The following is a 26,521-nucleotide window of genomic DNA, read 5'->3' on the forward strand; positions in this document are numbered from 1 at the left end:
TTTTGCCGTACCCGAGGCCCACAAGCACATCAGCCGCGCAACCGCCAGCCGTGGTCCACCGGCCCGATCCCCGCCCCGAGCGCGAACCCGGCCGCGATGGCCCCCGTGACGTACTCCTTGGCCGCCGTGACCGCCTCCGGCACGCTCAGGCCCTTCGCCAGCCCCGACGCGACGGCGGACGCCAGCGTGCAGCCCGTGCCGTGCGTGTGCCGGTTGTCGTGACGCGGGGCCCGCAGCCAGAGTTCCTCGGAGCCGTCGGTCAACAGGTCGACGGCCTGGTTCCCGCCCGCCCGCCCTGCGTCTCCCGCCAGGTGCCCGCCCTTGATCAGCGCCCAGCGCGGCCCGTACTCCAGCACGGCCGCGGCGGCCCGTCGTAGATCGTCCTCGGACCCGACCCGCACCCCGGTGAGTTGTGCCACCTCGTCGAGGTTCGGGGTCGCCACGGTGGCCACCGGGAGCAGCTTCGTCCGTACGGAGTCCAGCGCGGACGCGGCGAGCAGCGGGTCGCCGTGCTTGGAGACGCCCACCGGGTCGACCACGGCAGGCGCGTCCGTGCCGGAGATCAACTCGGCGACCGCCTCGACCAGTTCCGCCGAGGCCAGCATGCCGGTCTTCACGGCCTGGACGCCGATGTCGTCCACGACGCTGCGGTACTGGGCCCGCACGGCCTCCACGGGCAGTTCCCAGGCGCCCTGCACGCCGAGGGAGTTCTGCGCGGTCACCGCCGTGATCACACTCATCCCGTGCACGCCGAGCGCCAGCATCGTCTTCAGGTCGGCCTGGATCCCGGCCCCGCCCCCGGAGTCGGAGCCCGCCACGGTCAGCACACGGGGGATCACGACTCGATGCCCCCGAAGTGGTCCCAGCCGCCCTTGCTGGTCCAGGGCGCCCCGTCGACGGTCACCTGGGGCAGCGCGGAGGGGTTCAGGACCTCGCCGATGACCTTCCAGCGGGCCGGCAGCTTGGCGTCCGGCGGGAAGGTCGCGACGATCGCGTGGTCCTCTCCCCCGGTCAGCACCCACTGCAGCGGGTCGACGCCGACGGCCTGCCCGATGTCGTTCATCTGGGTCGGGATGTCGATCGCGCCCGAGCGGATGTCGATGCGGACCTTGCTGGCCTCGGCGATGTGCCCGAGGTCGGCGATCAGCCCGTCGCTCACGTCGCACATCGCGGTCGCGCCGAGCGCGGCGGCGGCCGGACCCGCGTGGTACGGCGGCTCGGGGCGGCGGTGGGCCTCCACGAAGGCGCGCGGCGAGCGGAAACCGCGGGAGAGGACCGCGTAACCGGCCGCGGACCAGCCCAGCCAGCCCGTGACGGCCACCAGGTCGCCGGGCTGGGCGCCGGCCCGCGTGACGGGCTCCTGGTTGCGCAGATCGCCGAGCGCGGTGATCGACACCATGATCGTGTCGCCGCGTACGACGTCACCGCCGACCACGGAGGCACCCGCGACCTGGCACTCGTCGCGCAGGCCGTCCATCAGCTCGCTGGGCCAGGTGACCGGGAGTTCAGCCGGGACGACCAGGCCGAGCAGCAGGGCGGTCGGTACGGCGCCCATCGCGGCGATGTCGGCGAGGTTCTGCGCCGCCGCCTTGCGGCCGACGTCGTAGGCCGTGGACCAGTCGCGGCGGAAGTGCCGCCCCTCCAGCAGGATGTCGGTGCTCGCCACCACCCGGCGGTCGGGCGCGGCGACCACCGCGGCGTCGTCGCCGGGGCCGACCCGGACCGCCGGGGTGGTGGTGAGACGGGAGGTGAGCTCCCTGATGAGCCCGAACTCCCCGAGCTCACCAACAGTGCCCTTCATTGCGCTTGCTCCCCTTCTCTGCCATGCCGTGCCCAGTCGCGCGTCATCAGTGTCCCCGATACCGTCGAGATGACCGTCGATACGGTCCGGATGACCGTCGGAACGGTCTTACGACCGTCAACTTCCGTCGTGCCTGCACCCTGGCGCGCAAGCCCGGTTCCCGCAGGTCTCCCCGCGGGGAGCGGCAACGCGATACCGTGGCGTTCCTTTTCCCCACATGATCCTCGTGGCCGCCCTGGAGGTTCCGTGGTACAGGCGTACATCCTGATCCAGACGGAGGTCGGCAAGGCGTCGACCGTCGCCGAGACGATCAGCAAGATCCCTGGAGTGATCCAGGCCGAGGACGTGACGGGACCGTACGACGTCATCGTGCGCGCCCAGGCCGACACGGTCGACGACCTCGGTCGCATGGTGGTCGCCAAGGTCCAGCAAGTGGACGGCATCACCCGCACCCTGACCTGTCCGGTCGTGCATCTGTAGCCCCCGTCTACGCTTGGCCGGTGAAGTTCTTCGGTCACCGGCCCTTCGGCCTGCTCGCGCCCGCGCTGCTGATCGCGGTCGCGGGCTGCTCCTCGGCAGACGACAGCGCCGCCGTGGCGGTTCCCAGCCCCGACGCGAAGACGGCGCCGGTGTGCCGGGAACTGCACCGGACGCTGCCGCAGAAGCTCGACGGGCGAAGCCGCAACGACCCCGAACCCCGGTCCGCCTACACGGCGGGCTGGGGAAACTCGGCGATCATACTGCGCTGCGGTGTCGTACGGCCGCCGAAGATGATCGATCCCAAGGTGGCCAAGGGCGACGACCCGGACGCCATCGCGGGGGGCGTGAACGGCGTCGACTGGCTGATGGAGAAGCAGGGCGACGGCACCTGGCGGTTCACCACCGCGGGCCGCGTGGCCTATGTGCAGATCGGCCTGCCCGAGGGGATGTCCGCGCAGGAGGAGGGCACGGCGATCCTCACGGATCTCGCCCCGGCCGTGAAGAAGGCGATCCCCAAGGGGATCGCCTCCATGCGCGGGTGATGCGTCGGCTGCTCAGCGCAGGCCGGTCGAGCGGCGCAGCGCCGCCTGCACCAGGCGGTCGATCAGCTCCGGGTAGCTGACGCCGCTGGCCTGCCACATCTGCGGGTACATCGAGATCGGCGTGAAGCCGGGCAGGGTGTTGATCTCGTTGATCACGAACTCGCCGTCCTCGGTGAGGAAGAAGTCCGCGCGGACCAGACCCTCGCAGGAGACCGCCTCGAACGCCTCGACCGCGAGCCGCCGCACCTCGGCGGTCTGCTCCTCGGTGAGCGGCGCCGGGACGATTCCGGGCGTGGAGTCGATGTACTTGGCCTCGAAGTCGTAGTACGCGTGCGCGTCCGGCGGCGGGATCTCGGCCGGGACGGAGGCGCGCGGGCCGTCCTCGAACTCCAGGACGCCGCACTCGATCTCGCGGCCCCGCACGGCGGCCTCGATCAGGATCTTCGGGTCGTGGGCCTGCGCGGTGGCGATCGCCTCGTCCAGGCCGGACAGGTCGTCGACCTTGGTGATGCCGATGGACGAGCCCGCGCGCGCGGGCTTCACGAACAGCGGCCAGCCGTGCTCGCCGGCGAAGTCGATGATCTTCTTGCGGGCGGCGGACTCGTCCCGTTCCCACTCGCGCGGCCGGATCACCACGTACGGGCCGACCTCGAGCCCGTAGGAGGTGAAGATCCGCTTCATGTACTCCTTGTCCTGGCCGACGGCCGAGGCGAGCACACCGGCACCCACGTACGGCACCCCGGACAGCTCCAGGAGGCCCTGCAGGGTGCCGTCCTCGCCGTACGGGCCGTGCAGCACCGGGAAGACCACGTCGACCTCGCCGAGCGCCTTGGGCACCGAGCCGGGCTCGCTGTAGACGACCTCGCGGTTGGCGGGGTCGACGGGGAGCACCACGCCGCCCTCGTGCGACTCCGCCAGTTCCTCGACGGCGGGCAGGCGGCGGTCGGTGATGGCCATCCGCTCCGGCTCGTCGGCGGTGAGCACCCAACGGCCCTCCCGCGTGATGCCGATCGGCAGGACGTCGTACTTCGTCCGGTCGATGGCCTTGAGGACCGCGCCGGCGGTGACCATGGAGATCCCGTGTTCGGAGCTGCGCCCGCCGAACACGACGGCCACACGCGGCTTGCGCGCCGGCTGCTCAGGGCTCTGGGGAAGGTTCTCGGTGCTCATATCGCGTTGAGAGTACCCGGTGGTATCCCACGAGTCAGCGCCCACTTGGCCGCCGTGACTCCGTGTCCCCCGGGCGGTCGCTCAGCGTCGCGCGGGAGGCGGTTCAGCGCCTCTCGGGCTTGGCGCTGCGCGACATCAGCTCCTTGACGGCGACCACGGGGGACTTGCCCTCGTGGACGATGGCGACGACCGTCTCGGCGATGGGCATGTCGACGCCGTGCCGGCGGGCCAGATCCAGCACGGACTCGCAGGACTTGACGCCCTCGGCGGTCTGCTTGGTGACCGCGATGGTCTCCTGCAGGGTCATGCCCTTGCCGAGGTTGGTGCCGAAGGTGTGGTTGCGGGACAGCGGCGAGGAGCAGGTCGCCACCAGGTCGCCGAGGCCCGCGAGTCCGGAGAAGGTCAGCGGGTCGGCACCGAGCACGACACCGAGCCGCGCGGTCTCTGCGAGGCCCCGGGTGATGAGCGAGCCCTTGGCGTTGTCGCCGAGCCCCATGCCGTCCGCGATGCCGACGGCGAGCCCGATGACGTTCTTCACCGCACCGCCCAGCTCGCAGCCCACCACGTCGGTTTCCGTGTACGGCCGGAAGTACGGCGTGTGGCAGGCGGCCTGGAGACGCTGGGCCACGGCCTCGTCGGTGCAGGCGACGACGGCGGCGGCCGGCATGCGGGCGGCGATCTCGCGGGCCAGGTTGGGCCCGGTGACGACCGCGATGCGGTCGGAGCCGACCTTGGCGACGTCGTCGATGACCTCGCTCATCCGCATGGCGGAGCCGAGTTCGACGCCCTTCATCAGGGAGACGAGCACGGTGTCCGGGGCGAGCAGCGGGGTCCACTCGGCGAGGTTGGCGCGCAGGGTCTGGGAGGGGACGGCGAGGACGGTGAAGTCCGCGTCGCGCAGGGCCTCGGCCGGGTCCGAGGTCGCTACGAGATTCTCCGGGAGTTCGACCCCGGGCAGGTAGTCGGGGTTGGTCCGCGTCGAGTTGACGGCCTCGGCCAGTTCGGGGCGACGGGCCCACAGGGTCACCTCGCAGCCCGCGTCGGCGAGGACCATACCGAAGGCGGTGCCCCACGAGCCGGTGCCCATGACCGCCGCCTTGACCGCCTTGCTCACTTGCCCTGCCCCTCCGGTTCCTTGCCCTGGGTCTGCGCCGACTGTGCCGACTGTGCCGTCTGTGCCGTCTGCGCCTTGGTGCGGCGCCGCTGTTCGATCCGCTCGCGGCGCGGGTCGTAGGGCGTCTCGGGCGCCTTCTCGCCGCGGATCTCCTCCAGCCGGCGGGTGATGGCCGCCATGATGACCTCGGTGGCCTCCTTGAGCAGGTCCGGGGTCATCTCCTTGTCGTAGAAGCGCGAGAGGTCCACGGGCGGGCCCGCGAGCACGTGATGGGTCTTGCGCGGGAAGAGGTTCGGCTTCTTGGCGTACGGCGGCAGCAGTTCGTTGGCGCCCCACTGGGCGATCGGGACGACCGGGCACTTGGTCTGCAGGGCGACGCGGGCGGCGCCGGTCTTGCCGGTCATGGGCCAGCCGTTCGGGTCGCGGGTGAGAGTGCCCTCGGGGTAGAAGGCGACGCACTCGCCGCGCTCCACGGCGTCGATCGCGGCCCGGAAGGCGCTGAGCGCGTCCGTGGACTCGCGGTAGACGGGGATCTGCCCGGTTCCGCGCATGGCGGCGCCGACGAATCCCTTCTTGAAAAGTCCGCTCTTCGCCAGGAATCGCGGAACCCGCCCGGTGTTGTACTGATAGTGCGCATACGCGAAGGGATCCACGTGGGAATTGTGGTTCACCACCGTGATAAATCCGCCCTCGGCCGGAATGTGCTCCATTCCACGCCAGTCCCGCTTGATCAGAGCCACCAGCGGCGGTTTGCAGATCACCGCGGCGAAGCGGTACCAGAAGCCGATTCTGCGGCGGGGCACAAGGACACCTTCCTCTAGGGGCTGCCACCCCGGCGGGGGCCGCACGATTGTCGCCCCGAGCCGCCGGTCTGTCGAGAACACGGTACGCCCCGCCACCGACGGCGCCGGATGGCGCGGGGACAATGATCGTGACGAGAGAGGGGCGGTACGCCGGTGCAGTGGACCTTGGTCATCCCCCTGAAGCCCCTGTCGCGGGCCAAGAGCAGGCTCTCGGACACCGCGGGCGACGGGGTGCGCCCGGGGCTGGCGCTGGCGTTCGCGCAGGACACGGTGGCCGCGGCGCTGTCGTGTACGGCTGTGGCGGATGTGGTGGTCGTCACGGACGACGAGCGGGCGGCGCGCGAGCTGACGGCGCTGGGCGCGCGGATCCTCCCGGACACACCGGCGAGCGGCCTGAACGCCGCGCTGGCGCACGGGGCGGCCGCCGTACGGGAAATGCGCCCGCGCACACCGGTCGCGGCCCTGAACGCCGATCTGCCGGCGTTGCGTCCGGCGGAACTTGCCGCCGTCCTGGGTGCGGCGGGGGAGTTTCCCCGGGCGTTTCTCGCGGATGCGGCGGGGGTTGGGACGACATTGCTCGCGGCCGCGGGTGATCATGAATTGACCCCGGCTTTCGGCCTGGATTCACGGAACCGGCATCGCGCGTCCGGAGCCGCGGAACTCCCACTCGCGGAGGTGGATTCGGTACGGCAGGACGTGGACACCGGGCACGATCTGCGCGCGGCGCTGGCGCTGGGGGTGGGGCCGTACACCGCCGCGCTTTCGGCGGGGTTGCTGATCCCGGAGTCCTGAGCGCACCCGCGCTGGGGCTGAGCAGAGGTTCGGGGCGCGGCCAGGGCGCGAATGCGGGTGCGGCGGCTGCAACCCCCTGGGGGCGCGGGGAACTGCGCGACCGGCCGCAGCGGACCCGCAGCCCGCAGACGGCCGCGGCCCCACGGCGCATCCCGCACCGGCGGACATTAGGCTGGCCGTCATGCAGGCCACCGCATACACCTACGACGCCGAAACCCGCAGCGGGCAGGTGCTCCTCGACGACGGCACCCCGGTGCCCTTCGACGCCGCCGCGTTCACCGCCGGAGGCCTGCTGCTGCTGCGCCCCGGGCAGCGCGTGCGCATCGAGACCGAGGGACAGGGCGACTCCCTGCGCATCACCCTCGTAACCCTTCAAACCCTGTAACTTCCCTTACACACGCCGCGGGCCGGACTCCTCAGGGGAGTCCGGCCCGGCGCGTGAGTGCCTCGGCGTCCCTACGACGTCGCCTTGCGTGCGGTGGCCTTCTTGGCGGTGGTCTTGCGGGCCGACGACTTCTTGGCCGGGGCCTTCTTCGCGGTGACCTTCTTCGCCGGGGCCTTCTTGGCCGCCGCCTTCTTGGCGGTGGTCTTCTTCGCCGCGGCGGTCTTGGCGGCGGCCGTGGTCTTCTTGGCCGGAGCCTTCTTCGCCGTGGTCTTCTTCGCGGCGGCCGCCTTCTTCGTCGGCGCCGCCTTCTTGGCCGTGACCTTCTTCGCGGCCGCCTTGGTGGTCTTCTTCGCGGCGGCCTTCTTGACCGTCGCCGCGGCGCCGCCGGTCAGGCTGCCCTTCGGCGCCTTCTTGACCGCGACCTCGCCACCGCGCGGCAGCTTCTTCGAGCCGCTCACCAGGTCCTTGAAGCCCTGACCGGCGCGGAAGCGCGGAACGGAGGTCTTCTTGACCCGAACCCGCTCGCCCGTCTGAGGGTTGCGGGCGTAACGGGCGGGGCGGTCCACCTTCTCGAAGGACCCGAAGCCGGTGACCGAGACCCGCTCGCCCGCGACGACCGCGCGGACGATGGCGTCCAGGACATGATCGACAGCCTCGGCGGCCTGCTGGCGGCCGCCCACCTTGTCGGCAATCGCTTCTACGAGCTGCGCCTTGTTCACGTCTTCCCCTTCGGAGACATCGCCAGAACGAAAGTGTTCAAGCTTTTTCGCACGTTAGGCAGATATATACCGCAAATCAAACACGAAACGGGCTAATCACCCTTGTGCCGCAACCGACTCGGCGCTCTCGGGCTGTTCAGTCGTCCTCGCCGGGGATACGACCCTGGTCGAGGTCCGCGTTGAACCGCTCGAGCCGCCTTGCCGCAGCGGCGAGATCGTGCTTGGCCGCGGCCGTAATGACCAGCAGCTTCCGGGTCAGCGCCATCCGTACGCCCTCCGGGACTTGCAGTGCGCGCACCTTTGCATGCGCTTCCTTGAGTTGGTCCGCGACCGCCGTGTAGAGCTGGAGTTGGCCGTCGTGTTCCATGCACAGATTGTGCCATCTGGGGCGAGTTGTCGCCTGCGCAGGGGGCAACTGCCGCCTCGAATGGCCTTCCAGGCACTTGCGGAGGGCGCGGTCCCAGCACTCACGTACCCAGGCAACCGCCTTCGTAACGTGGCGAGTTGAGCGTGAAGCGAGAAGCTCACGGGGCCGTTCGGGTGCAGACACGGCCGTACCCCCGATCGTGGCGATCGGGGGTACGGGCGGGGTGTTGGGGTGGCCGAAACACGACCCAAACGGGGGTCTGGATCAGGCCTGGAGCGTTCGCGGCTTGTACGACGGCCGCTTCGCCTCGTACGCGGCGATGTCGGGCTCGTTCCGGAGCGTGATGGAGATGTCGTCGAGGCCGTTCAGCAGCCGCCAGCGGGAGTTCTCGTCCAGCTCGAAGGAGGCGGTGATGCCCTCGGCGCGAACCTCACGCGCCTCAAGGTCCACAGTGACCTCAGCAGTGGGGTCCTGTTCCGTGAGCTCCCACAGCGCGTCCACGATCTTCTGGTCCAGGACGACCGTGAGCAGGCCGTTCTTCAGCGAGTTGCCCCGGAAGATGTCCGCGAAGCGGGAGGAGATCACGGCCTTGAAGCCGTAGTTCTGCAGCGCCCAGACTGCGTGCTCGCGGGAGGAGCCGGTGCCGAAGTCGGGGCCGGCGACCAGGACGGTCGCGCCCTGCCGCTCGGGGCGGTTGAGGACGAACTCGGGGTCCTTGCGCCAGGCCTCGAACAGCCCGTCCTCGAACCCGTCCCGCGTGACCTTCTTGAGCCAGTGAGCAGGGATGATCTGGTCGGTGTCGACGTTGCTGCGGCGCAGCGGGACGGCCCGGCCGGTGTGGGTGGTGAAGGCTTCCATGGCTGATCAGACTCCAGCGGGCACAGAGGTGTCGGACAGGTCGGCGGGCGAGGCCAGGTGGCCCAGGACGGCGGTCGCGGCCGCGACCTGCGGCGACACCAGGTGCGTACGGCCGCCCTTGCCCTGCCGGCCCTCGAAGTTGCGGTTGGAGGTGGAGGCGGAGCGCTCGCCCGGGGCCAGCTGGTCGGGGTTCATGCCGAGGCACATCGAGCAGCCCGCGTGCCGCCATTCGGCGCCGGCCTCCTTGAAGACCACGTCCAGACCCTCGGAGACGGCCTGCAGACCCACGCGCGCGGAGCCCGGGACGACCAGCATCCGTACGCCGTCGGCGACTTTGCGACCCCGCAGCAGGTCCGCGGCGGCGCGCAGGTCCTCGATGCGGCCGTTGGTGCAGGAGCCTACGAAGACGGTGTCCACCTTGATGGACCGCAGCGGCTGCCCGGCCTCCAACCCCATGTACTCCAGGGCCTTTTCGGCGGCGAAGCGCTCCGAAGCGTCTTCGTACGAAGCCGGGTCGGGGACGGACGCCGAAAGCGGGGCGCCCTGGCCGGGGTTGGTGCCCCAGGTGACGAACGGGGACAGCGCGTCGGCGTCGATCACGACCTCGGCGTCGAACTCGGCGTCGTCGTCCGTCTTCAGCGTCTTCCAGTACGCGACGGCCGCGTCCCAGTCGGCGCCCTCGGGGGCGTGCGGGCGGCCCTTGAGGTACTCGAAGGTGGTCTCGTCGGGGGCGATCATGCCCGCGCGGGCGCCGGCCTCGATCGACATGTTGCAGATGGTCATCCGGGCCTCCATCGAGAGCTTCTCGATGGCGGAGCCGCGGTACTCCAGGACGTAGCCCTGGCCGCCGCCGGTGCCGATCTTCGCGATGATCGCCAGGATCAGGTCCTTGGCGGTGACGCCCTCGGGCAGCTCGCCCTCGACGGTGATGGCCATGGTCTTGGGACGGGCCATCGGCAGCGTCTGGGTGGCCAGCACGTGCTCGACCTGGGAGGTGCCGATGCCGAACGCCAGGGCGCCGAAAGCGCCGTGCGTGGAGGTGTGGGAGTCACCGCAGACCACGGTCGTACCGGGCTGGGTCAGACCCAGCTGGGGGCCGACGACGTGCACGACGCCCTGCTCGACGTCGCCCAGCGGGTGCAGGCGCACCCCGAACTCGGCGCAGTTCTTGCGCAGCGTCTCCAGCTGGACGCGGGAGACCGGGTCGGCGATGGGCTTGTCGATGTCGAGGGTCGGGGTGTTGTGGTCCTCGGTGGCGATGGTGAGGTCGAGGCGGCGCACCTGGCGGCCGTTCTTGCGCAGCCCGTCGAAGGCCTGCGGGCTGGTCACCTCGTGCAGCAGGTGCAGATCGATGAAGAGGAGGTCGGGCTCGCCCTCGGCGCGCCGGACGACATGGTCGTCCCAGACCTTCTCCGCGAGTGTCCTACCCATCGCTTTCCCTTCGGCCGGCAATCGTCCACCGGCCCAACTAGAGATCTTGAGGATGCGGTGGCTGCCCGTGTGCGGGCCCCATGAAGTCGTGATTCCGGGCGTCCACCGCCGGGCCCGTTGGTCTGCGGGCCGCTGTGTGATTCCAGAGTGGCGCGTTCCACGGAAAATTGAACTTGCGTTTCACAGAGTGAGACGCGAGTATCGTTGCATGGACAACAGTAGCGGCGTCGGCGTTCTGGACAAGGCGGCCCTCGTCCTGAGCGCTCTGGAGTCCGGTCCGGCCACCCTCGCGGGTCTCGTCGGCGCGACCGGACTGGCACGACCCACGGCTCACCGCCTGGCCGTGGCCTTGGAACACCACCGCATGGTGGCACGCGACATGCAGGGCCGTTTCATTCTCGGCCCGCGTCTCGCGGAACTGGCGGCGGCGGCCGGCGAGGACCGCCTGCTCGCGACGGCGGGCCCCGTGCTCACCCACCTCCGCGATGTCACCGGCGAGAGTGCACAGCTCTACCGACGCCAGGGTGACATGCGGATCTGTGTGGCCGCGGCGGAGCGCCTGTCCGGCCTCAGGGACACCGTCCCGGTCGGCTCCACGCTCACGATGAAGGCCGGCTCCTCGGCGCAGATCCTGATGGCCTGGGAGGAGCCCGAGCGCCTGCACCGCGGCCTGCAGGGCGCCCGCTTCACGGCGACGGCCCTGTCGGGCGTACGGCGGCGCGGCTGGGCCCAGTCCATCGGCGAGCGCGAGCCGGGCGTCGCGTCCGTCTCCGCGCCGGTGCGCGGCCCCTCCAACCGCGTGGTGGCCGCGGTGTCCGTCTCCGGCCCGATCGAGCGCCTGACGCGCCATCCCGGCCGTATGCACGCCCAGGCGGTCATCGACGCCGCCGCCCGCCTCTCGGAGGCCCTGCGCCGCTCGGGCTGAACCCGGACCCGGGAACGCCGAGGAGGGCCTGCCTCAACGCCGCGGCAGGCCCTCCTCGCTCCCCCGATCCCCCTGCTTTCAGCCCGTCTTCTCGGCCACCGGCGCCTGCTGCGAGCGGTACGCGAACCGGTCCTTGGCGTACCGGCCCCGCCTCTCCAGCGGAACCTGCCCGTGCGCGGCGGCCAGCCCGAACGCCGGCATGTCCCCGTAGATCGCCTCGTACGACCCCTCGGGCACGACATAGGCCTCGTGCCAGATACCGACCTGCCCGCGCAGCTTCCCGGTCCGCTCCTTGCGGTTCAGCCGCGCCCAGGCCTTGTGGTGGAAGGCGTCGGGCGCGGTCGCGTAGGCGTACAGCTTCTCCTTGGACTCCCAGTACTGCACGATGTAGTACGTCCGCGGCGACGCCGTCAGCAGGACCCGGCTGAGCAGGCCCCGCACGGGGTCCTTCGCCAGCTCCCGCAGCATGCGGAACATCGCCAGCATGACCGGCAGCCACAGGTGCACCGCCCAGAAGCGGTTGATGCGCATGCCGATCAGCAGGACGACGACCTCGCCCTTCGCGTCGGCGGTCGTACGGGACACCATGACCATTCCCCCTGGTTGGTGAGCGGCGCTATCCAAGTACCAATGATTGGATAGTGCCCTTATCCAAGAAGGAGCGCAAGACATGCGGCTGGCCGAACTGAGCAGACGCAGCGGTGTGTCCACCGCGACGATCAAGTACTACCTGCGCGAAGGCCTGTTGTCGCCGGGCCACCAGATCAACACGACGACGGCGGAGTACGGCGACGGGCATCTGCGCCGGCTGCGGCTGGTGCGCGCGATGATCCAGGTCGGCGGGCTCCCGGTGGCCACGGTCCGCGAGGTGCTGCGGAACGTCGACGACGACTCCCTCGGCCGCACGATCCGGCTGGGCGCGGCCCTGTGGGCGCTGCCGCAGGTGCCGGAGCCGGACGAGGACGACGCGTTCGTGCGGGCGGCACACCGCGAGGCGGACGAGCTGCTGGACCGGGTGGGCTGGTCGAACGCGAAGGAGCTGACAACGATCTCCCCCGCGTACCGCTCCCTGGTGGTCGCGGTGGCCGCGTTCCGCCGGCTCGGTTACGAATGGGGGCACGAACTGCTTGTGTCCTACGCCAGGTTGATGCACGAGGTGGCCAAACTCGACCTGGACTTCGTGGAGACGCATCCGTCGGAGGCGGAGAGGGTGGAGACCGCGGTGCTCGGCGCCGTACTGACCGAGCCGATACTGCAGGCGCTGCGCCGGCTGGCCCAGGAGGAGGAGTCCGCGCGCCGCTACGGTTTCGCGTAGCGCCCGGATACGGCGGTACGGCGAAGGCCCCCCACCGAAGTGGAGGGCCTTCCCTGTGCGTACCCCCGACCGGATTCGAACCGGCGCTACCGCCTTGAGAGGGCGGCGTGCTAGGCCGCTACACAACGGGGGCGTGGACTCTGCGTTTCCGCAGGCCCGAGCTGGTCTACCTGGACTCGAACCAAGACTAACTGAACCAGAATCAGTCGTGCTGCCAATTACACCATAGACCAATGATGGTTTAGACCAGTCAGTACCCCCGACCGGATTCGAACCGGCGCTACCGCCTTGAGAGGGCGGCGTGCTAGGCCGCTACACAACGGGGGCCCTAGCGGATCCCGACAAGATCAGGATCAGTACCCCCGACCGGATTCGAACCGGCGCTACTGCCTTGAGAGGGCAGCGTGCTAGGCCGCTACACAACGGGGGCTTTGCAGATGAGCTCTGCGAGCTGGCCTACCTGGACTCGAACCAAGACTAACTGAACCAGAATCAGTCGTGCTGCCAATTACACCATAGGCCACTGGAACTCAAGCCCCTGCGGGGTTCTCGTTCTAGCATGCTCCTCGGGGCTCCGGCCTTCCGGCCTGCTCCCCTCGGCGCAGGAAGAACATTACCCGAAGGTGGACGGGGCTCCAAAACGGGTATCCGCGCGGACGAGGGCGGGGAGTTCGGCGAGGGTCGAGATCCGGCGGCAGACGACCTCCCCGACGGCCTGTGCGGAGCCCGTCCCGCGATCGATCCACACGGACAGCAGTCCGGCCTCGGCGGCGCCCCGCCCGTCGATCTCCGGGTGGTCGCCGACGTACGCCACCTCGTGCGGGGGCAGCTCCAGCGCCTCGCACGCCGCCAGGAAGGCGCCGGCCTGCGGCTTGGAGACGCCCAGCTCGGCGGCGCACAGCACGACCTCGAAGCGGTCGAGGAGACCGAGGGTGCGCAGCTTGTGCTCCTGGACCCTGAGGCTGGAGTTGGACAGCACCGCGTGCCGGTGGCTGAGGGAGAGGATCTCCAGGGCGGGCAGGACGTCCGGGAAGAGGCTCCAGGCGGCCTCGTAGTGCCCGATGTAGCGCTGGAACCAGGCGTCGCACTCGGCGTCGGTGAGTTCGGCGTCGAGAAACACCCGTACGCGATCACGCCGCTGGCCCTCGAACGTGACCTCCCCCGCCGAGAACCGCCCCCACTGCCGGTCGGTGATCTCCCGCCACCGGCCGAGCGCCTCCTCGGGGCTGCCGTACCCCGCGAGCAGCCCTTCCGCCGCCAGATGCGCCCGCATGCCCTCGCGGTCGGCGGTCGTGTAGTCGAACAGGGTGTCGTCCACGTCCCAGACCACGGCTCTGATCGTCATGCCACCGACGGTACCGCCGAACGGCTGGGAGACTGGGCGGTATGAGGGACGTCCAGTGCACCGTCGAGGCCCGCGCCACGTACGACACCCTGCCCGCTGAGCGCCGGGCCCAGCTGGACAAGGCGGTGCGCATACTGGCCCGAGACCCGTTCCGGAAGACCTCGACCGCGCCGCTGGGACCGGACGAGCACCTGCGCCGGGCGTACGTCGCCCCTGGTCTCAAGCTGGAGTACATGGTGGACGAGGCCGACGCCCAGTGACCGACGCAACAGGGGCGGCACCCGGAACCCTCCGGATGCCGCCCCTGACGCATGGGTCGGCTACGCGCTCAGCTTCACCAGTGCCGCGTCGATGCGGGCCAGGGTCTTCTCCCTGCCCAGGACTTCCAGGGACTCGAAGAGGGGCAGGCCGACGGTGCGGCCGGTGACGGCGACGCGGACCGGGGCCTGGGCCTTGCCGAGCTTGAGCCCGTACACCTCGCCGGCGGCCAGGACGGCCTCCTTCAGGGACTCGGGGGAGCTCCAGTCGGCCGACTCCAGCTTCTCGCGGGCCGTGCGGAGCAGGGCGTCGGAGCCCTCCTTCATCGCCTTGGTCCAGGAGGCCTCGTCCTCGACCGGCTCCGGCAGGAAGAGGAAGTCGACGTTGTCGGTGATCTCCGACAGCACCTTCAGGCGGGTCTGGGCGTGCGGCGCGATCGCCTGCCACTTGACCTCGTCGAAGGCCTCGGGCGCCCAGGGCGCGAACGGGGCCTTCAGCCACGGGCGGCAGCGCTCGGTGAACTCCTTCACATCCAGCATGCGGATGTGGTCGCCGTTGATCGCCTCGCACTTCTTCAGGTCGAAGCGCGCCGGGTTGGGGTTCACGTCGCAGATGTCGAACGCGGCGACCATCTCGTCGATCGTGAAGACGTCCTGGTCCGCGGAGAGCGACCAGCCCAGCAGGGACAGGTAGTTGAGCAGGCCCTCGGGCAGGAAGCCCTGCTCGCGGTAGAGGTTCAGGGACGACTGCGGGTCGCGCTTGGAGAGCTTCTTGTTGCCCTCGCCCATCACGTACGGCAGGTGGCCGAACTGCGGGGTCTGCTTGGCGATGCCCAGCTCCGTCAGCGCCTTGTAGAGGGCGATCTGGCGGGGGGTGGAGGAGAGCAGGTCCTCGCCGCGCAGGACGTGGGTGATCTCCATCAGGGCGTCGTCGACCGGGTTCACCAGCGTGTACAGCGGGGCGCCGTTCGCGCGGACGATGCCGTAGTCCGGCACGTTCTCCGGGGTGAAGGTCAGCTCGCCGCGCACCAGGTCGGTGAAGGTGATCGTCTCGTCCGGCATGCGGAAGCGGACGATCGGGGTGCGGCCCTGGGCCCGGTACTCCTCGACCTGCGCCTCGGTCAGGTCGCGGCAGTGGCCGTCGTAGCCGGACGGTTTGCCGGCGGCGCGGGCGGCCTCGCGGCGGGCGTCCAGCTCCTCCTGGGAGCAGTAGCAGTGGTAGGCGTGGCCGGCGTCCAGGAGCTTCTGGGCGACGTCCTGGTAGATGCCCATGCGCTGCGACTGGCGGTACGGCGCGTGCGGGCCGCCGACCTCCGGGCCCTCGTCCCAGTCGAAACCGAGCCAGCGCATCGCGTCGAGCAGCTGGTGGTAGGACTCCTCGGAGTCGCGGGCGGCGTCGGTGTCCTCGATCCGGAAGACCAGGGTGCCCTGGTGGTGCCGGGCGAACGCCCAGTTGAACAGGGCGGTGCGGACCAGGCCCACGTGCGGGTTACCGGTGGGCGAGGGACAGAAACGGACGCGTACGGGTGAGCCGGATGCGCTAGCCACGCTTGACAACCTTGTTGGTGAGAGTGCCGATGCCTTCGATGGAGACGGCGACCTCGTCGCCGACGTTCAGGAGGCCGACCCCCGCGGGGGTGCCGGTGAGGATGACGTCGCCGGGAAGCAGGGTCATGGCCTCGGAGATGTTGACGACCAGGTCCTCGATGGGATGGATCATCTCGCTCGTACGGCCCAGCTGGCGCTGTTCGCCGTTGACGGTGAGCTGGACGGTGAGGTCGTTGGCACGCTCGAGGTCGAGGTCGGTCTCCACCCAGGGGCCGAGCGGGCAGGAGGAGTCGAAGCCCTTGGCCCGGGCCCACTGCTTCTCGCGGCGCTGCACGTCACGGGCGGTGACGTCGTTGGCGCAGGTGTAGCCGAAGATCACGTCCTTGACGCGCTCGCGCGGCACCTCGCGGCACATGCGGCCGATCACGACGGCCAGCTCGGCCTCGTGGTGCAGTTCCTCGGAGAAGGAGGGGTACTGGATGTCGTCGCCGGGGCCGATCACCGAGGTGGACGGCTTGAAGAAGGCGAAGGGGGCGTCCGGCACCTCGTTGCCCAGCTCGCGCGCGTGCTCGGAGTAGTTGCGGCCGAAGGCCACGACCTTGCTGGGGAGCACCGGCGGGAGCAGCCTGACCTTGCTCAGCGGCACCTTCGTGCCGGACAGCTCGTAGTCCGCGAACGGGATGCCCTTGATGATGTCGAGGACGAGCTCGTCCTGCTTGTCGCCCTCGACCGCGCCGAAGGCGACGTTCCCGTCGATGGAGAACCTGGCGATGCGCACGGGATCCTTGCGCCCCTTACTGAGAACCGGCGTACTGACGCCCCAGGTTAACCGGTGGGAGCGCCGGAGCCCGGCCGGAAAAGCGGCACGGCCCTGTCGCAGGGAGTCCCGGGAGGGCCGTACCGTGCGCCGCCGGCCGCGGGAGCGTCGCCGCCGGTGTGATTCGGCATGATCGCCGTGGCGCCCGTCGGCTACTCTGCCGTGGCCGTCGCGCCGGCCGGGACGTCCACCAGCACCGTGCGCCGGGGGTTGGCCGTCTGGGCGGGAAGGTCGACGGAGTGCTCCGGCTGCTCGGGCGTCTGCAGTTCGCCGGCGTCGTCCAGATGCGCCAGGGTGGTGCGTCGCGGGTTGGCGATCTTGTGGAACATCATCGTCGTCTTCACGGTTGTACGAGTCCTGGTTCTGTGTCGGCGGGCTTACAGACGCTTCCCTCTTGTAAAGCGTCAGGCTAAACATCCGATTCCCTGCCGAAGGCGCCAACTGCCCATGAGGCGCGTGTGAGTTTGCTCACGAGCTCGCGGACAATTCGGTCATATCTCACAGGCAACACGGCTCAGCGAAACGGACATTGACCCCCTGAACCCATCATTCCGCTCCTGATCATGGCGACTCAGACACCTGACCGCGAGCAGGACCCCGCAGAGATACGCCCGATATGTTGAGGATTGGCCTCCACTGCTGGTGACGCGGCACTCACAGCCCGTCACGTAGGTCACAGCTAGGGACACGGCCCTTGTTGGAGATCCGGCACTGTGCTGGAATTCCACGGACCGCCGCGGGGTCTGGCCGGCGCACAGGGGGCGCTAAGCAGCGCCGAGTGGCGGGCGAGACAGGGGGGAACCAGCGCCGGTCACTCCAGACCAACGGGGGGCGTATTCAGGGCGCTCCCCAACGCCGACACCGTGTCCTTCCGTTCGCGCGGAGGGGCGCCTGGTCCAGAGGTTGCGACGCTAGTGCAGGGACGTTTCAAGAGGGATGGCAGCGCTTCGGCGGAGCCGGAGTCGCACGACGGGACTGGCCCCATGAAGGGCAGCTCCTCGCCCCAGCACGCCCAGAACCCGGGCCCGGCCTTGTCCGCGGACGGCGGTGAGCGCGGCGGACGCCCCGGCGCGTCGGCCACGTCGGCCGCCACCGGGACCGGCGGCTCCGGCGGCTCCGGCGCTTCCCCCGCGCCGGACATCAAGCCCGCCCAGGGCCCCACCGGCCCCGGCTCCCGCATGGCCCTGCGCAACTGGCGCATCTCCACGCGTCTGGTGTCGCTGCTCGCCCTGCCGGTGGTCGCGGCCACCTCGCTGGGCGCGCTGCGCATCGACCAGAACATCACCGACATCCAGCAGCTCGACAACATGAAGCTGCTGACGGACATGACCAAGCAGGCCACCGAGCTGGCCCAGGCCCTCCAGGACGAGCGCGACCAGTCCGCCGGTCCCCTGGCGCACGGCCTGAACGCGAGCGACTACACGGTCAAGGCCTACCGGGGCAAGACCGACCGGGCCCTGTCGAACTTCGAGAACTCCACCCAGGAGATCGACGACGCCAGCAAGAACGGCCAGCTCCAGGGCGTCCGTGACAACCTCGTCGGTATCTTCAACCAGCTCGACCAGCTGGCCAAGATCCGCAAGGGCGCCTACTCGACGAAGGACAACTCGACCCAGACGATCGAGTCGTACCACCGGCTGATCACCCAGCTGATCGACCTGTCCCAGGACATGGCGCAGGCGTCCAGCAACCCCGAGATGATCTCGCGCACCCGCGCCCTGGCGGCCTTCTCCACCGCCAAGGAGTACGCCTCCGTGCAGCGCGCCACCATCGCAGCCGCGCTGCCCGCGACCCCGTCCACGAAGGGCGACCTGTCGACGAACGACCGCCTCTACGGCCAGTCGGCGTACCAGGACGAGAACTCCGAGATCGCGATCTTCCGGAAGATCTACGCGAACAACAACGCTGAGGAACTCCTCAGCCCGATCGACTCCGGCAACCCGACGATCCAGACCGCGGACACCTACGCCAAGCGCGTCTTCGACTCCCCCGACGGCCTCCAGAGCCTGAACGCCCGCTCGTACAAGGACTGGGTGGACGACAGCTCGACCAAGATCGACCAGATGAAGAAGATCGAGCACACGCTGCTCGAGGACATGGAGCAGAAGGCCCGCGAGCTGAAGAGCGCCACCCAGCGTGACGCCATCATCTCCGGTGCGCTGATCCTCCTCGTGCTCGGTGTGTCGCTGGTCGGCGCCTTCGTCGTGGCCCGGTCCATGATCCGCTCGCTGCGCCGGCTGCAGGAGACCGCGACCAAGGTCGCCCAGGACCGCCTGCCCGAGCTGGTCAAGCAGCTGTCGGAGTCCGACCCGCAGGACGTAGACACCTCCGTGCAGTCGGTCGGTGTGCACTCCCGGGACGAGATCGGCCAGGTGGCCGCGGCCTTCGACGACGTGCACCGCGAGGCGGTCCGCCTCGCCGCCGAGCAGGCCCTGCTGCGGGGCAACGTCAACGCGATGTTCACCAACCTCTCGCGCCGCTCCCAGGGCCTCATCCAGCGCCAGCTGTCGCTGATCTCCGAACTGGAGTCCCGCGAGGCCGACCCGGACCAGCTGTCCTCGCTGTTCAAGCTCGACCACCTCGCGACGCGTATGCGCCGTAACGGTGAGAACCTCCTCGTCCTCGCGGGTGAGGAGCCCGGCCGCCGCTGGACCCGCCCGGTCCCGCTGGTCGACGTGCTCCGCGCCGCCGCGTCCGAGGTGGAGCAGTACGAGCGCATCGAGCTGGCCTCCGTGCCGACCACCGAGGTCGCCGGCCGCGTGGTCAACGACCTCGTGCACCTGCTCGCCGAGCTGCTGGAGAACGCCACCTCGTTCTCCTCGCCGCAGACCAAGGTCAAGGTCACCGGTCACGCCCTGCCCGACGGCCGCGTGCTGATCGAGATCCACGACACCGGTATCGGCCTGTCCCCCGAGGACCTCGCGGCGATCAACGAGCGGCTCGCCTCGCCGCCCACCGTGGACGTGTCGGTCTCCCGCCGCATGGGCCTCTTCGTGGTCGGCCGCCTCTCCCAGCGGCACGGCATCCGCATCCAGCTGCGCCCGTCCGACTCCGGTGGTACGACCGCGCTGGTCATGCTGCCCGTGGACGTGGCCCAGGGCGGCAAGAAGCCCGCTCCGGGCAAGCCGGGCGGGCCCGGTGCGACCGGTGGCCCGGCCGCCGCGCAGGCGGCCGCCGGTGCGGCCGCGGCCCGGCGCCAGGCCGGCAACGCGGGCGGCGGTGCCCTCGGCGGCGCCCCGTCGGGTGGCGGTCTGCTCGGCGCGGGTCCCGCGCCGCGCGGCCAGGTCGGCGCCGGCCAGGGTCCCCGGGCCGCGCTGCCCGGCACCGGCCAGGGCGGCCGTCCCGGTGCGCCGGGCGGTGCCCGCGGTCCCCAGGGCGGTCCCGGCGCTCCCGGTCTCGGCGGCCAGCAGGGCCGGCCGGTGCCCGCGGGTTCCGGTGCGGGCGGCTTCGGTGGTCAGCCGGGCCAGGCGCCCGGCGCCCCGCAGGGCCTGCAGGCCGCGAACCCGGGCAACCCGCAGCAGGACGGCTTCGGCGGCCGTGGCCAGCAGCGGCCCGGCGCCGCCTCCGACCAGGGCCGCCAGCCCCAGCTGCCGCCGCGCGGCGGCCCGCGGGCCGAGCTGCCCGGCGGTGACCAGCAGCCGCGCACCCCGGACTGGGGCGACCCCCAGGCTCCGCTGTCGCGTGCCTCGCTGGACGCCCCGCGCGGCCACGACGAGCAGGACCCGGCGCACACCGCGCGCATGCCGCGCGTCAACGACCGGCAGGGCCCGGGTTCGACCGCGGAGATACCCAGGATCGACGCACAGGGCCCGGCCGCCACCGGCGAGTTCCCGCGCCCGGACCTGAACGGCCTGGGCGGCCCCCAGCAGACCGGCCAGTTCACGCGCCCCGAGAACCCCCAGCAGACCGGCCAGTTCACGCGCCCCGAGAACCCGCAGCAGACCGGCCAGTTCGCCCGCCCCGACGCCCCCCAGCTGCCCGGACGGTTCGACCGTCCCGCCGGCGGGGACGGCTCGGGTCAGTTCGTCCGCTCCGACGTCTTCGGCACGCCGGCGCCGCGGCAGGACGACCCCGCGCGCAACTCGGGCCGGAACACCGGCCAGTTCGCCGCTCCGCAGGGCTTCGACGGCGGCTACGACGGCAGCTCCACCGGTCGGCACGCCCTGCCCGGGCACCAGAACCCGGCCCAGACCGGTCAGTTCGAGCGCCCGCAGCCGGCCGGCCGGGACGACTTCGGCGCCCCGCGTCCGCAGGCCCCGCAGCAGCAGCGCCCGGCGTACCGTGAGCCGGAGGCCCTGCCGCCGGCCACCGGCCCGGGCGACGGCCGTACCCCGCTGTACGACACGCTGGAGACCAACTGGTTCCACGGCAGTCAGCAGCAGGAGCCCGCGCCGCAGCAGCCGGCGCCCGCCCCGGCTCCGCAGCGTCCCGCGGGCCCGAACGGAAACGGCTCCACCACCGGCTCCTGGCGCACCTCGCCGAACGACGAGTTCGTCCGCCAGGCCGAGCGCGTCCGGCAGCCCGCGGCGGGCGGCGTCACCACCTCCGGCCTGCCGCGCCGGGTGCCCCGGGCCAACCTCGTCCCGGGCACGGCTCAGCAGCAACAGCACCAAGCCGGTCCGCAGGTCTCGCGTGCGCCCGATGACGTACGCGGACGGCTGACCAACCTCCGTCGGGGCATCGCTCAGGGCCGTCAGGCCGGCAGCGGCCAGACCGGCAGCTTCCCGAGCCCCACTCACCAGCAGGAGCGTTAGTTGAGAGCGATGAGCCAGGCGGCACAGAACCTGAACTGGTTGATCACCAACTTCGTGGACAACACCCCCGGGGTGTCCCACACGGTGGTGGTCTCCGCCGACGGCCTTCTGCTGGCGATGTCCGAAGGCTTCCCGCGGGACCGCGCCGACCAGCTGGCGGCCGTCGCGTCCGGGCTGACCTCCCTCACGGCCGGGGCCTCCCGGATCTTCGAGGGCGGCGACGTGGCGCAGACGGTCGTCGAGATGGAGCGCGGGTTCCTCTTCCTCATGTCCGTCTCGGACGGGTCGTCCCTCGCGGTCCTGGCCCACCCCGAGTGCGACATCGGCCTCGTCGGCTACGAGATGGCACTGCTCGTCGACCGCGCAGGGGCGGTACTCACCCCGGACCTGCGCGCCGAACTCCAGGGCAGTCTGCTTCACTGACCGCCCCCGGCACCACCCACCTCACGAAAACACCGTCCGGCCGCCACAATCCCCCCACCGGCCTCGTCCGACGGCTCGACTGACCGACTTGCTGTCCCGCCCGGAGGATTCGATGACCCCGCCCACCGCCCATCATGATCCGTACGCGGAGCCGTACGGGGACGAGGGCGACCAGCCGCTGGTCCGTCCGTACGCGATGACCGGCGGCCGGACCCGACCGCGCTATCAGCTCGCGATCGAGGCGCTGATCAGCACGACGGCCGACCCGGCAGCGCTCATGGGACTGCTCCCGGAGCACCAGCGCATCTGCCATCTGTGCCGTGAGGTCAAGTCGGTCGCGGAGGTCTCCGCGCTGCTGACCATGCCGCTCGGAGTGGCCCGGATCCTGGTCGCCGACCTCGCCGAGGCCGGCCTGGTCGCCATCCACCAGCCGGGTGGCGACGAGAACAACGGCGGCGCTCCGGACGTGACGCTGCTCGAAAGGGTGCTCAGTGGACTTCGCAAGCTCTGACGGAGGGCGGGCGACCACCTCCGCGAAGATCGTGGTGGCGGGTGGATTCGGCGTCGGCAAGACGACCTTCGTCGGCGCCGTCTCCGAGATCAACCCGCTGCGCACCGAGGCCGTCATGACGTCCGCTTCGGCCGGCATCGACGACCTGACCCACACCGGGGACAAGACCACCACCACGGTGGCCATGGACTTCGGCCGCATCACCCTGGACCAGGACCTGATCCTGTACCTCTTCGGCACCCCCGGCCAGGACCGGTTCTGGTTCATGTGGGACGACCTGGTACGCGGTGCGATCGGTGCGGTGGTGCTCGTGGACACCCGGCGCCTCGCCGACTGCTTCCCCGCGGTCGACTACTTCGAGAACAGCGGGCTGCCCTTCGTCGTCGCCCTCAACGGCTTCGACGGACAGCAGCCGTACCAGCCCGAGGAGGTGCGGGAGGCCCTGCAGATCGGGCCCGACACCCCGATCATCACGACCGACGCCCGGCACCGGGCCGACGCGAAGAGTGCGCTGATCACGCTGGTCGAGCACGCCCTGATGGCACGGCTCAAGTAGCACCGGCGTCCGTACTCAAGTACGACGTCACATACGGCAGTTGTCGTAAAGGAAACCGGAGCCGACTGTGGCCTTTGACACGGTCGGCTCCGGTGTTCATAACAGTTCGGCAGAGGAATCCCCCGGCATCACCACGCGACGCGGTCGCGCAGTACCGCTGTGCGCACAAACGCCCCGCCATTTGCCGGGGCTCGCTCTTTATGACCGTTTTATCTGGGACTTACAAGTGCGTCACACGGGGTTTCCGCTGTTTGGAAGAGCACTGGTCCACGTGCTGGAATGCCTGAACTGCCCAATAGTCAAAGACGTACTCAGTAGTCGATGACGAACCGGGCTCTGAGAGACTGCGGCACGACGTAGGTGCCGACCGCCGAGAGGTTGTTGGTCGAGTGAGGCGAAGCAAGAACGGTCCCGAGCCGTCGGCGCGGGGCAACTTCACCCCGCCGCCGCGCGCTGCGGCGCCCACCCCTGTGACCGGTGCGGATCCGGCGGCCGCTCCCGCGCCGAGCGGCGGCCGGTTCTCCCCGCGCAACTGGCGCGTGCCGACCAGGCTGAACGCGATCCTGCTGATTCCCGTGACGGTCGGTCTCGTCATGGGCGGCTTCCAGGTGAAGAGTTCGATCGACACCTGGCAGCAGGCCCGGGACGCCGAGAACACCGCCCGCCTGGTGCGTGCCTCCCTCACGTATGCCAACGCGCTGGAGAACGAGCGTGACATCACCGCGGGCCCGCTGCTGAAGGGCAAGCTGGCGAAGCCCGAGGACAAGGCGACCATCACGGCGGCCCGCAACACAACCGACCAGGCCGCCGACGCCTTCGACCAGGCCGCGCAGAACATGCCGCACGAGTCGGGCCTGGAGCGCCGGCTGAAGCTGTTCCGCAAGGCGGAGCCCTTCCTGCAGACGCTGCGGAAGGACGCGTACACCTCCAATTTCACCGGTGTGCAGACCGAGGAGGGCTACGTCGCGGTCGCGCACCCGTTGATGGAGTTCGCCAACGAGCTGGGTCTGGGCACCGGCAACATCACCTCCTACGGCCGTACCGTCTACGCCATCTCGCTCACCAAGGCGGCGCTGTCGCTGGAGCGCTCGATCGGCATGCACATGCTGATCAAGCCGGGTCCGGACGCCCCGAACCTGGCGAGCCAGCGCGTCGCCCTCTCTTCCTACGCCTATCTGGAGGGCATCGCCGTCGAGGAGTACCAGGGCGGTGGCACCGAGGCCGACGCGGCGAAGCTGGAATCGGAGAAGGCGGACATCCAGGCCAAGGCCGCCGCGATGGTCCAGCAGGCCAAGGCCAAGGACCCGAACTACGTGGCGCCGCCGTCCAAGCCGGAGGTCATGATCACGGACCTCGCCACGCTGGAGTCCACCAGCCCGCTCGCGCGTCAGCAGCTCGCTCTCAAGGGCGTCACCTACCAGAACTGGTGGGCGGTCAACACCCTCAAGTTCGACGCCTACCGCCAGATCGAGTCGGACATGGCGGACAAGGCGGTGAACGAGGCCTCCGGCATCGCCGACGACGCCAAGAACTCCGCGTTCATCACCGGTGCCGTCGTCGTGGTCGCGCTGCTGCTCGCCTTCATCCTGGCCGGTGCCGTGGCCCGCCAGATGAGCCGCTCGATGCGCCAGCTGCGCAACGCCGCCTTCGGCATCGCCGAGCAGCGGCTGCCGATGCTGGTCGACCAGCTCTCCCGCACCGACCCCGGCCGGGTCGACACCCGGGTCGCCCCGATCCCGATCACCACCAAGGACGAGATCGGCGAGGTCGCCCGCGCCTTCGACCAGGTCCACCGTGAGGCGGTCCGGCTCGCCTCCGAGCAGGCCCTGCTGCGGGGCAACATCAACGCGATCTTCACCAACCTCTCGCGCCGCAACCAGTCGCTGATCGAGGGCCAGCTGACCCTGATCACCGACCTGGAGAACAACGAGGCCGACCCGGACCAGCTGGAGAACCTCTTCCGCCTGGACCACCTCGCCACCCGTATGCGCCGCAACGGCGAGAACCTCCTGGTCCTCGCCGGCGAGGAGCCCGGCCGCCGCTGGGACCAGCCGGTCCCGCTGGTCGACGTGCTGCGCGCCGCCTCCTCCGAGGTGGAGCAGTACGAGCGCATCGAGCTGTCCGGCGTCCCGGAGGCCGAGATCCACGGCCGCGCCGTCACCGACCTCGTGCACCTGCTGGCCGAGCTGCTGGAGAACGCCACCACGTTCTCCTCCCCGCAGACCAAGGTCCGCGTCACCGCGACCCGGCTGCCCGACGGCCGCATCATGATCGAGATCCACGACAAGGGCATCGGCCTGACCGCCGAGGACTTCGCGGACATCAACCACAAGCTGGCCAACCCGCCGACCGTGGACGCCGCGATCTCGCAGCGCATGGGCCTGTTCGTGGTCGGCCGGCTGTCCGACCGGCACGGCATCCGGGTCCAGCTGCGCCCCTCGGGAGAGCAGGCCGGTACGACCTCGCTGGTCATGCTGCCGGACGCGATCACGCACGGCGGTGGCGGCGAGACCCCGCTGGACCGCGAGGAGTTCACCGTCTCGCAGATCATCCCGGAGCAGCAGTTCCAGGGTGAGAACTTCCAGCAGATGCAGCCGATGCGCACCGCCGCCGAACTGGGCTTCGACGACAGCCGGTACGTGGACGTCCCCGACGACATCCGCGAGCTGGACCCGGTCGGCCGCTCCCTGATGCGCGAGGAGCGCAGGGCAGCCCTGGAGGCGCAGACGTTCGGCCAGCCGGCCCAGCCGAAGCAGGAGGCCACGGATGCCCCCGCCGGCTACGCCGACCCGCTCTTCGACGGCCCGCAGGGCTACCAGGAGCAGCAGCAGACGTCGTACGAGGAGCAGGCCTACCAGGAGCAGCAGCAGACGTACGGGGAGCAGACGTACGCCGAGCCACGGCAGGCCTCGTTCGAGGAGCAGTCGTACGACAAGCCGTACGACGAGCAGTACTACGCGCCGAACGGTGGCTACCCGGACCCCGGCTATGCGGAGCCGGCCCCGGCCCCGTCCTTCCAGGACGACTGGCCGCAACAGCCGCAGCAGGACGGCTACCGGAACGGCTATCCGGCCCATTACGCTCCGGAAACGGAATCGTCGCAGGCCGCTGACGCGAGTGAGCGGAACCGCGTAGGCTTCGACCGTCCGGAACCGGCCTCTTCCGCCGCCCACGAGCTGACCGACGCCGGGCTGCCCCGCCGCGGATCCGGCGCGAGCGGTTCCAACGGCTCGGCTCCCGCGGGTGGCACGGCGCGCGTGCAGCAGGAAGCTCCGGCACCGGGCAACCCCCCGGGTGCGGGCAACGACAACGGCTGGCGTTCGCAGAACGACGAGCGCTGGCAGCAGGCGTCGCAGCTCCGGAAGCCCAAGGCAGGCGGGGTCACCGCCTCGGGCCTGCCGCGGCGGGTGCCCAAGGCCAACCTGGTCTCGGGTGCCGCCGAAACCACCCCCCAGGGGGGCCCACAGGTCTCCCGCGCCCCGGAGGACGTCCGGGGCAGGCTGAGCAACCTGCGTCGGGGCGTCCAGCGCGGACGCAGCGCAGGCAGTGAAACGAACGGCCAGGGCTTCGGTCCTGACAGCACCTACAACCAGGAGCGTTAGTGTGAG

The 26,521-nt window shown here is 70.4% G+C and carries 26 protein-coding genes and 5 tRNA genes; 12 read left to right on the forward strand and 19 right to left on the reverse strand.

Features of this window, described 5'->3' with window-relative positions:
- Positions 1 to 29: 29 nt before the first annotated feature.
- Together thiD and SRB17_RS37105 are read right to left on the reverse strand one after the other, a co-directional pair.
- On the reverse strand, positions 30 to 839 hold the full coding sequence (gene thiD / locus SRB17_RS37100) for a bifunctional hydroxymethylpyrimidine kinase/phosphomethylpyrimidine kinase (protein ID WP_323376991.1): 810 nt from the start codon (positions 837 to 839) through the stop codon (positions 30 to 32).
- Positions 836 to 1,801: a thiamine-phosphate kinase gene (locus SRB17_RS37105; RefSeq protein ID WP_153545309.1), complete on the reverse strand. Its 966-nt coding sequence runs from the start codon at positions 1,799 to 1,801 to the stop codon at positions 836 to 838. Before SRB17_RS37105 ends, thiD begins: the two co-directional genes overlap by 4 nt.
- A gap of 246 nt (positions 1,802 to 2,047) precedes the next feature.
- Between SRB17_RS37105 and SRB17_RS37110 the strand changes: the two genes are divergently transcribed.
- Together SRB17_RS37110 and SRB17_RS37115 are read left to right on the forward strand one after the other, a co-directional pair.
- On the forward strand, positions 2,048 to 2,281 hold the full coding sequence (locus SRB17_RS37110) for an Lrp/AsnC family transcriptional regulator (RefSeq protein WP_003997603.1): 234 nt from the start codon (positions 2,048 to 2,050) through the stop codon (positions 2,279 to 2,281).
- 20 nt (positions 2,282 to 2,301) lie between these two features.
- A complete protein-coding gene (locus tag SRB17_RS37115) occupies positions 2,302 to 2,823 on the forward strand; it encodes a DUF3515 domain-containing protein (RefSeq protein WP_323376993.1) in 522 nt (173 codons plus the stop codon).
- A 12-nt stretch (positions 2,824 to 2,835) separates the two neighbouring features.
- On the opposite strand, the gene SRB17_RS37120 is transcribed toward SRB17_RS37115, so the two are convergent.
- From SRB17_RS37120 to SRB17_RS37130, 3 genes are all read right to left on the reverse strand, one after another.
- The gene (locus SRB17_RS37120; RefSeq protein ID WP_153545311.1) at positions 2,836 to 3,993 is read right to left on the reverse strand and encodes a D-alanine--D-alanine ligase family protein; all 1,158 of its coding nucleotides are present in this window, start codon (positions 3,991 to 3,993) and stop codon (positions 2,836 to 2,838) included.
- A 103-nt stretch (positions 3,994 to 4,096) separates the two neighbouring features.
- The gene (locus SRB17_RS37125) at positions 4,097 to 5,107 is read right to left on the reverse strand and encodes an NAD(P)H-dependent glycerol-3-phosphate dehydrogenase (RefSeq protein WP_323376995.1); all 1,011 of its coding nucleotides are present in this window, start codon (positions 5,105 to 5,107) and stop codon (positions 4,097 to 4,099) included.
- The gene (locus SRB17_RS37130) at positions 5,104 to 5,910 is read right to left on the reverse strand and encodes a lysophospholipid acyltransferase family protein (RefSeq protein ID WP_323376997.1); all 807 of its coding nucleotides are present in this window, start codon (positions 5,908 to 5,910) and stop codon (positions 5,104 to 5,106) included. Before SRB17_RS37130 ends, SRB17_RS37125 begins: the two co-directional genes overlap by 4 nt.
- A 153-nt stretch (positions 5,911 to 6,063) precedes the next feature.
- Here SRB17_RS37130 and cofC point away from each other — a divergent pair, with 153 nt between their 5' ends.
- On the forward strand, positions 6,064 to 6,702 hold the full coding sequence (cofC, locus tag SRB17_RS37135; RefSeq protein WP_323376999.1) for a 2-phospho-L-lactate guanylyltransferase: 639 nt from the start codon (positions 6,064 to 6,066) through the stop codon (positions 6,700 to 6,702).
- A gap of 181 nt (positions 6,703 to 6,883) precedes the next feature.
- Entirely contained in the window at positions 6,884 to 7,087 is a 204-nt protein-coding gene (locus SRB17_RS37140; protein ID WP_153545313.1) for a hypothetical protein, read from the forward strand.
- 71 nt (positions 7,088 to 7,158) lie between these two features.
- Here SRB17_RS37140 and SRB17_RS37145 read toward each other — a convergent pair whose 3' ends face one another.
- The 4 genes from SRB17_RS37145 to leuC form a co-directional block, all read right to left on the reverse strand.
- Positions 7,159 to 7,806 carry an HU family DNA-binding protein gene (locus SRB17_RS37145; protein ID WP_323377001.1) on the reverse strand — a complete coding sequence of 216 codons (648 nt, stop codon included), beginning with the start codon at positions 7,804 to 7,806 and terminating at the stop codon, positions 7,159 to 7,161.
- A 136-nt stretch (positions 7,807 to 7,942) separates the two neighbouring features.
- Positions 7,943 to 8,173 carry a hypothetical protein gene (locus SRB17_RS37150; protein WP_153545315.1) on the reverse strand — a complete coding sequence of 77 codons (231 nt, stop codon included), beginning with the start codon at positions 8,171 to 8,173 and terminating at the stop codon, positions 7,943 to 7,945.
- 264 nt (positions 8,174 to 8,437) lie between these two features.
- Positions 8,438 to 9,031 carry a 3-isopropylmalate dehydratase small subunit gene (gene leuD, locus SRB17_RS37155; protein ID WP_153545317.1) on the reverse strand — a complete coding sequence of 198 codons (594 nt, stop codon included), beginning with the start codon at positions 9,029 to 9,031 and terminating at the stop codon, positions 8,438 to 8,440.
- A 6-nt stretch (positions 9,032 to 9,037) separates the two neighbouring features.
- Positions 9,038 to 10,462, reverse strand: a complete 1,425-nt coding sequence (gene leuC / locus SRB17_RS37160; protein ID WP_153545319.1) for a 3-isopropylmalate dehydratase large subunit — start codon at positions 10,460 to 10,462, stop codon at positions 9,038 to 9,040.
- 208 nt (positions 10,463 to 10,670) lie between these two features.
- On the opposite strand from leuC, the gene ndgR reads away from it, so the two are divergent.
- Positions 10,671 to 11,387 (forward strand): IclR family transcriptional regulator NdgR, encoded by a 717-nt coding sequence (gene ndgR / locus SRB17_RS37165; protein WP_009320373.1) that lies wholly within the window; start codon positions 10,671 to 10,673, stop codon positions 11,385 to 11,387.
- 78 nt (positions 11,388 to 11,465) lie between these two features.
- Here the strand turns inward: ndgR and SRB17_RS37170 are convergent, their stop codons facing one another.
- On the reverse strand, positions 11,466 to 11,975 hold the full coding sequence (locus SRB17_RS37170; protein ID WP_153545321.1) for a DUF4188 domain-containing protein: 510 nt from the start codon (positions 11,973 to 11,975) through the stop codon (positions 11,466 to 11,468).
- 82 nt (positions 11,976 to 12,057) lie between these two features.
- Here SRB17_RS37170 and SRB17_RS37175 point away from each other — a divergent pair, with 82 nt between their 5' ends.
- Positions 12,058 to 12,702: a MerR family transcriptional regulator gene (locus SRB17_RS37175; RefSeq protein ID WP_153545323.1), complete on the forward strand. Its 645-nt coding sequence runs from the start codon at positions 12,058 to 12,060 to the stop codon at positions 12,700 to 12,702.
- A 60-nt stretch (positions 12,703 to 12,762) separates the two neighbouring features.
- Here SRB17_RS37175 and SRB17_RS37180 read toward each other — a convergent pair.
- The 6 genes from SRB17_RS37180 to SRB17_RS37205 all read right to left on the reverse strand — a co-directional run bounded on the left by SRB17_RS37180 (position 12,763) and on the right by SRB17_RS37205 (position 14,047).
- Positions 12,763 to 12,835: transfer RNA gene (locus SRB17_RS37180), tRNA-Glu, on the reverse strand.
- Positions 12,836 to 12,863: 28 nt separating this feature from the next.
- Positions 12,864 to 12,935 (reverse strand) — tRNA-Gln (locus SRB17_RS37185).
- 21 nt (positions 12,936 to 12,956) lie between these two features.
- A tRNA-Glu gene (locus tag SRB17_RS37190) sits at positions 12,957 to 13,029 on the reverse strand.
- 30 nt (positions 13,030 to 13,059) lie between these two features.
- Positions 13,060 to 13,132: transfer RNA gene (locus tag SRB17_RS37195), tRNA-Glu, on the reverse strand.
- 21 nt (positions 13,133 to 13,153) lie between these two features.
- Positions 13,154 to 13,225 (reverse strand) — tRNA-Gln (locus tag SRB17_RS37200).
- A 90-nt stretch (positions 13,226 to 13,315) separates the two neighbouring features.
- Positions 13,316 to 14,047, reverse strand: coding sequence for an HAD family hydrolase (locus tag SRB17_RS37205; protein WP_153545325.1), 732 nt, complete (start codon positions 14,045 to 14,047; stop codon positions 13,316 to 13,318).
- 41 nt (positions 14,048 to 14,088) lie between these two features.
- Between SRB17_RS37205 and SRB17_RS37210 the strand changes: the two genes are divergently transcribed.
- Positions 14,089 to 14,307: a hypothetical protein gene (locus tag SRB17_RS37210; protein WP_153545327.1), complete on the forward strand. Its 219-nt coding sequence runs from the start codon at positions 14,089 to 14,091 to the stop codon at positions 14,305 to 14,307.
- 60 nt (positions 14,308 to 14,367) lie between these two features.
- Here the strand turns inward: SRB17_RS37210 and gltX are convergent, their stop codons facing one another.
- The 3 genes from gltX to SRB17_RS37225 all read right to left on the reverse strand — a co-directional run bounded on the left by gltX (position 14,368) and on the right by SRB17_RS37225 (position 17,013).
- A complete protein-coding gene (gltX, locus tag SRB17_RS37215; protein WP_323377005.1) occupies positions 14,368 to 15,852 on the reverse strand; it encodes a glutamate--tRNA ligase in 1,485 nt (494 codons plus the stop codon).
- Positions 15,845 to 16,630: a fumarylacetoacetate hydrolase family protein gene (locus SRB17_RS37220; protein ID WP_323377007.1), complete on the reverse strand. Its 786-nt coding sequence runs from the start codon at positions 16,628 to 16,630 to the stop codon at positions 15,845 to 15,847. Before SRB17_RS37220 ends, gltX begins: the two co-directional genes overlap by 8 nt.
- 191 nt (positions 16,631 to 16,821) lie before the next feature.
- Positions 16,822 to 17,013, reverse strand: a complete 192-nt coding sequence (locus SRB17_RS37225; RefSeq protein WP_194294254.1) for a hypothetical protein — start codon at positions 17,011 to 17,013, stop codon at positions 16,822 to 16,824.
- Positions 17,014 to 17,583: 570 nt separating this feature from the next.
- On the opposite strand from SRB17_RS37225, the gene SRB17_RS37230 reads away from it, so the two are divergent.
- The 5 genes from SRB17_RS37230 to SRB17_RS37250 all read left to right on the forward strand — a co-directional run bounded on the left by SRB17_RS37230 (position 17,584) and on the right by SRB17_RS37250 (position 26,515).
- Complete coding sequence (locus SRB17_RS37230; protein ID WP_323377009.1) at positions 17,584 to 21,423, forward strand: nitrate- and nitrite sensing domain-containing protein; 3,840 nt, start codon at positions 17,584 to 17,586, stop codon at positions 21,421 to 21,423.
- 9 nt (positions 21,424 to 21,432) lie between these two features.
- Positions 21,433 to 21,846, forward strand: a complete 414-nt coding sequence (locus SRB17_RS37235) for a roadblock/LC7 domain-containing protein (RefSeq protein WP_005479910.1) — start codon at positions 21,433 to 21,435, stop codon at positions 21,844 to 21,846.
- 112 nt (positions 21,847 to 21,958) lie between these two features.
- Positions 21,959 to 22,357: a DUF742 domain-containing protein gene (locus SRB17_RS37240; RefSeq protein WP_030168425.1), complete on the forward strand. Its 399-nt coding sequence runs from the start codon at positions 21,959 to 21,961 to the stop codon at positions 22,355 to 22,357.
- Positions 22,338 to 22,913, forward strand: coding sequence for a GTP-binding protein (locus tag SRB17_RS37245; RefSeq protein ID WP_323377011.1), 576 nt, complete (start codon positions 22,338 to 22,340; stop codon positions 22,911 to 22,913). The genes SRB17_RS37240 and SRB17_RS37245 overlap by 20 nt, the downstream gene beginning before the upstream one ends.
- A 389-nt stretch (positions 22,914 to 23,302) precedes the next feature.
- Complete coding sequence (locus SRB17_RS37250) at positions 23,303 to 26,515, forward strand: nitrate- and nitrite sensing domain-containing protein (protein ID WP_323377013.1); 3,213 nt, start codon at positions 23,303 to 23,305, stop codon at positions 26,513 to 26,515.
- Positions 26,516 to 26,521: the final 6 nt, after the last annotated feature.

The sequence above is a fragment of the Streptomyces sp. RB17 genome, assembly GCF_009604455.1.
GTDB lineage: Bacteria > Actinomycetota > Actinomycetes > Streptomycetales > Streptomycetaceae > Streptomyces.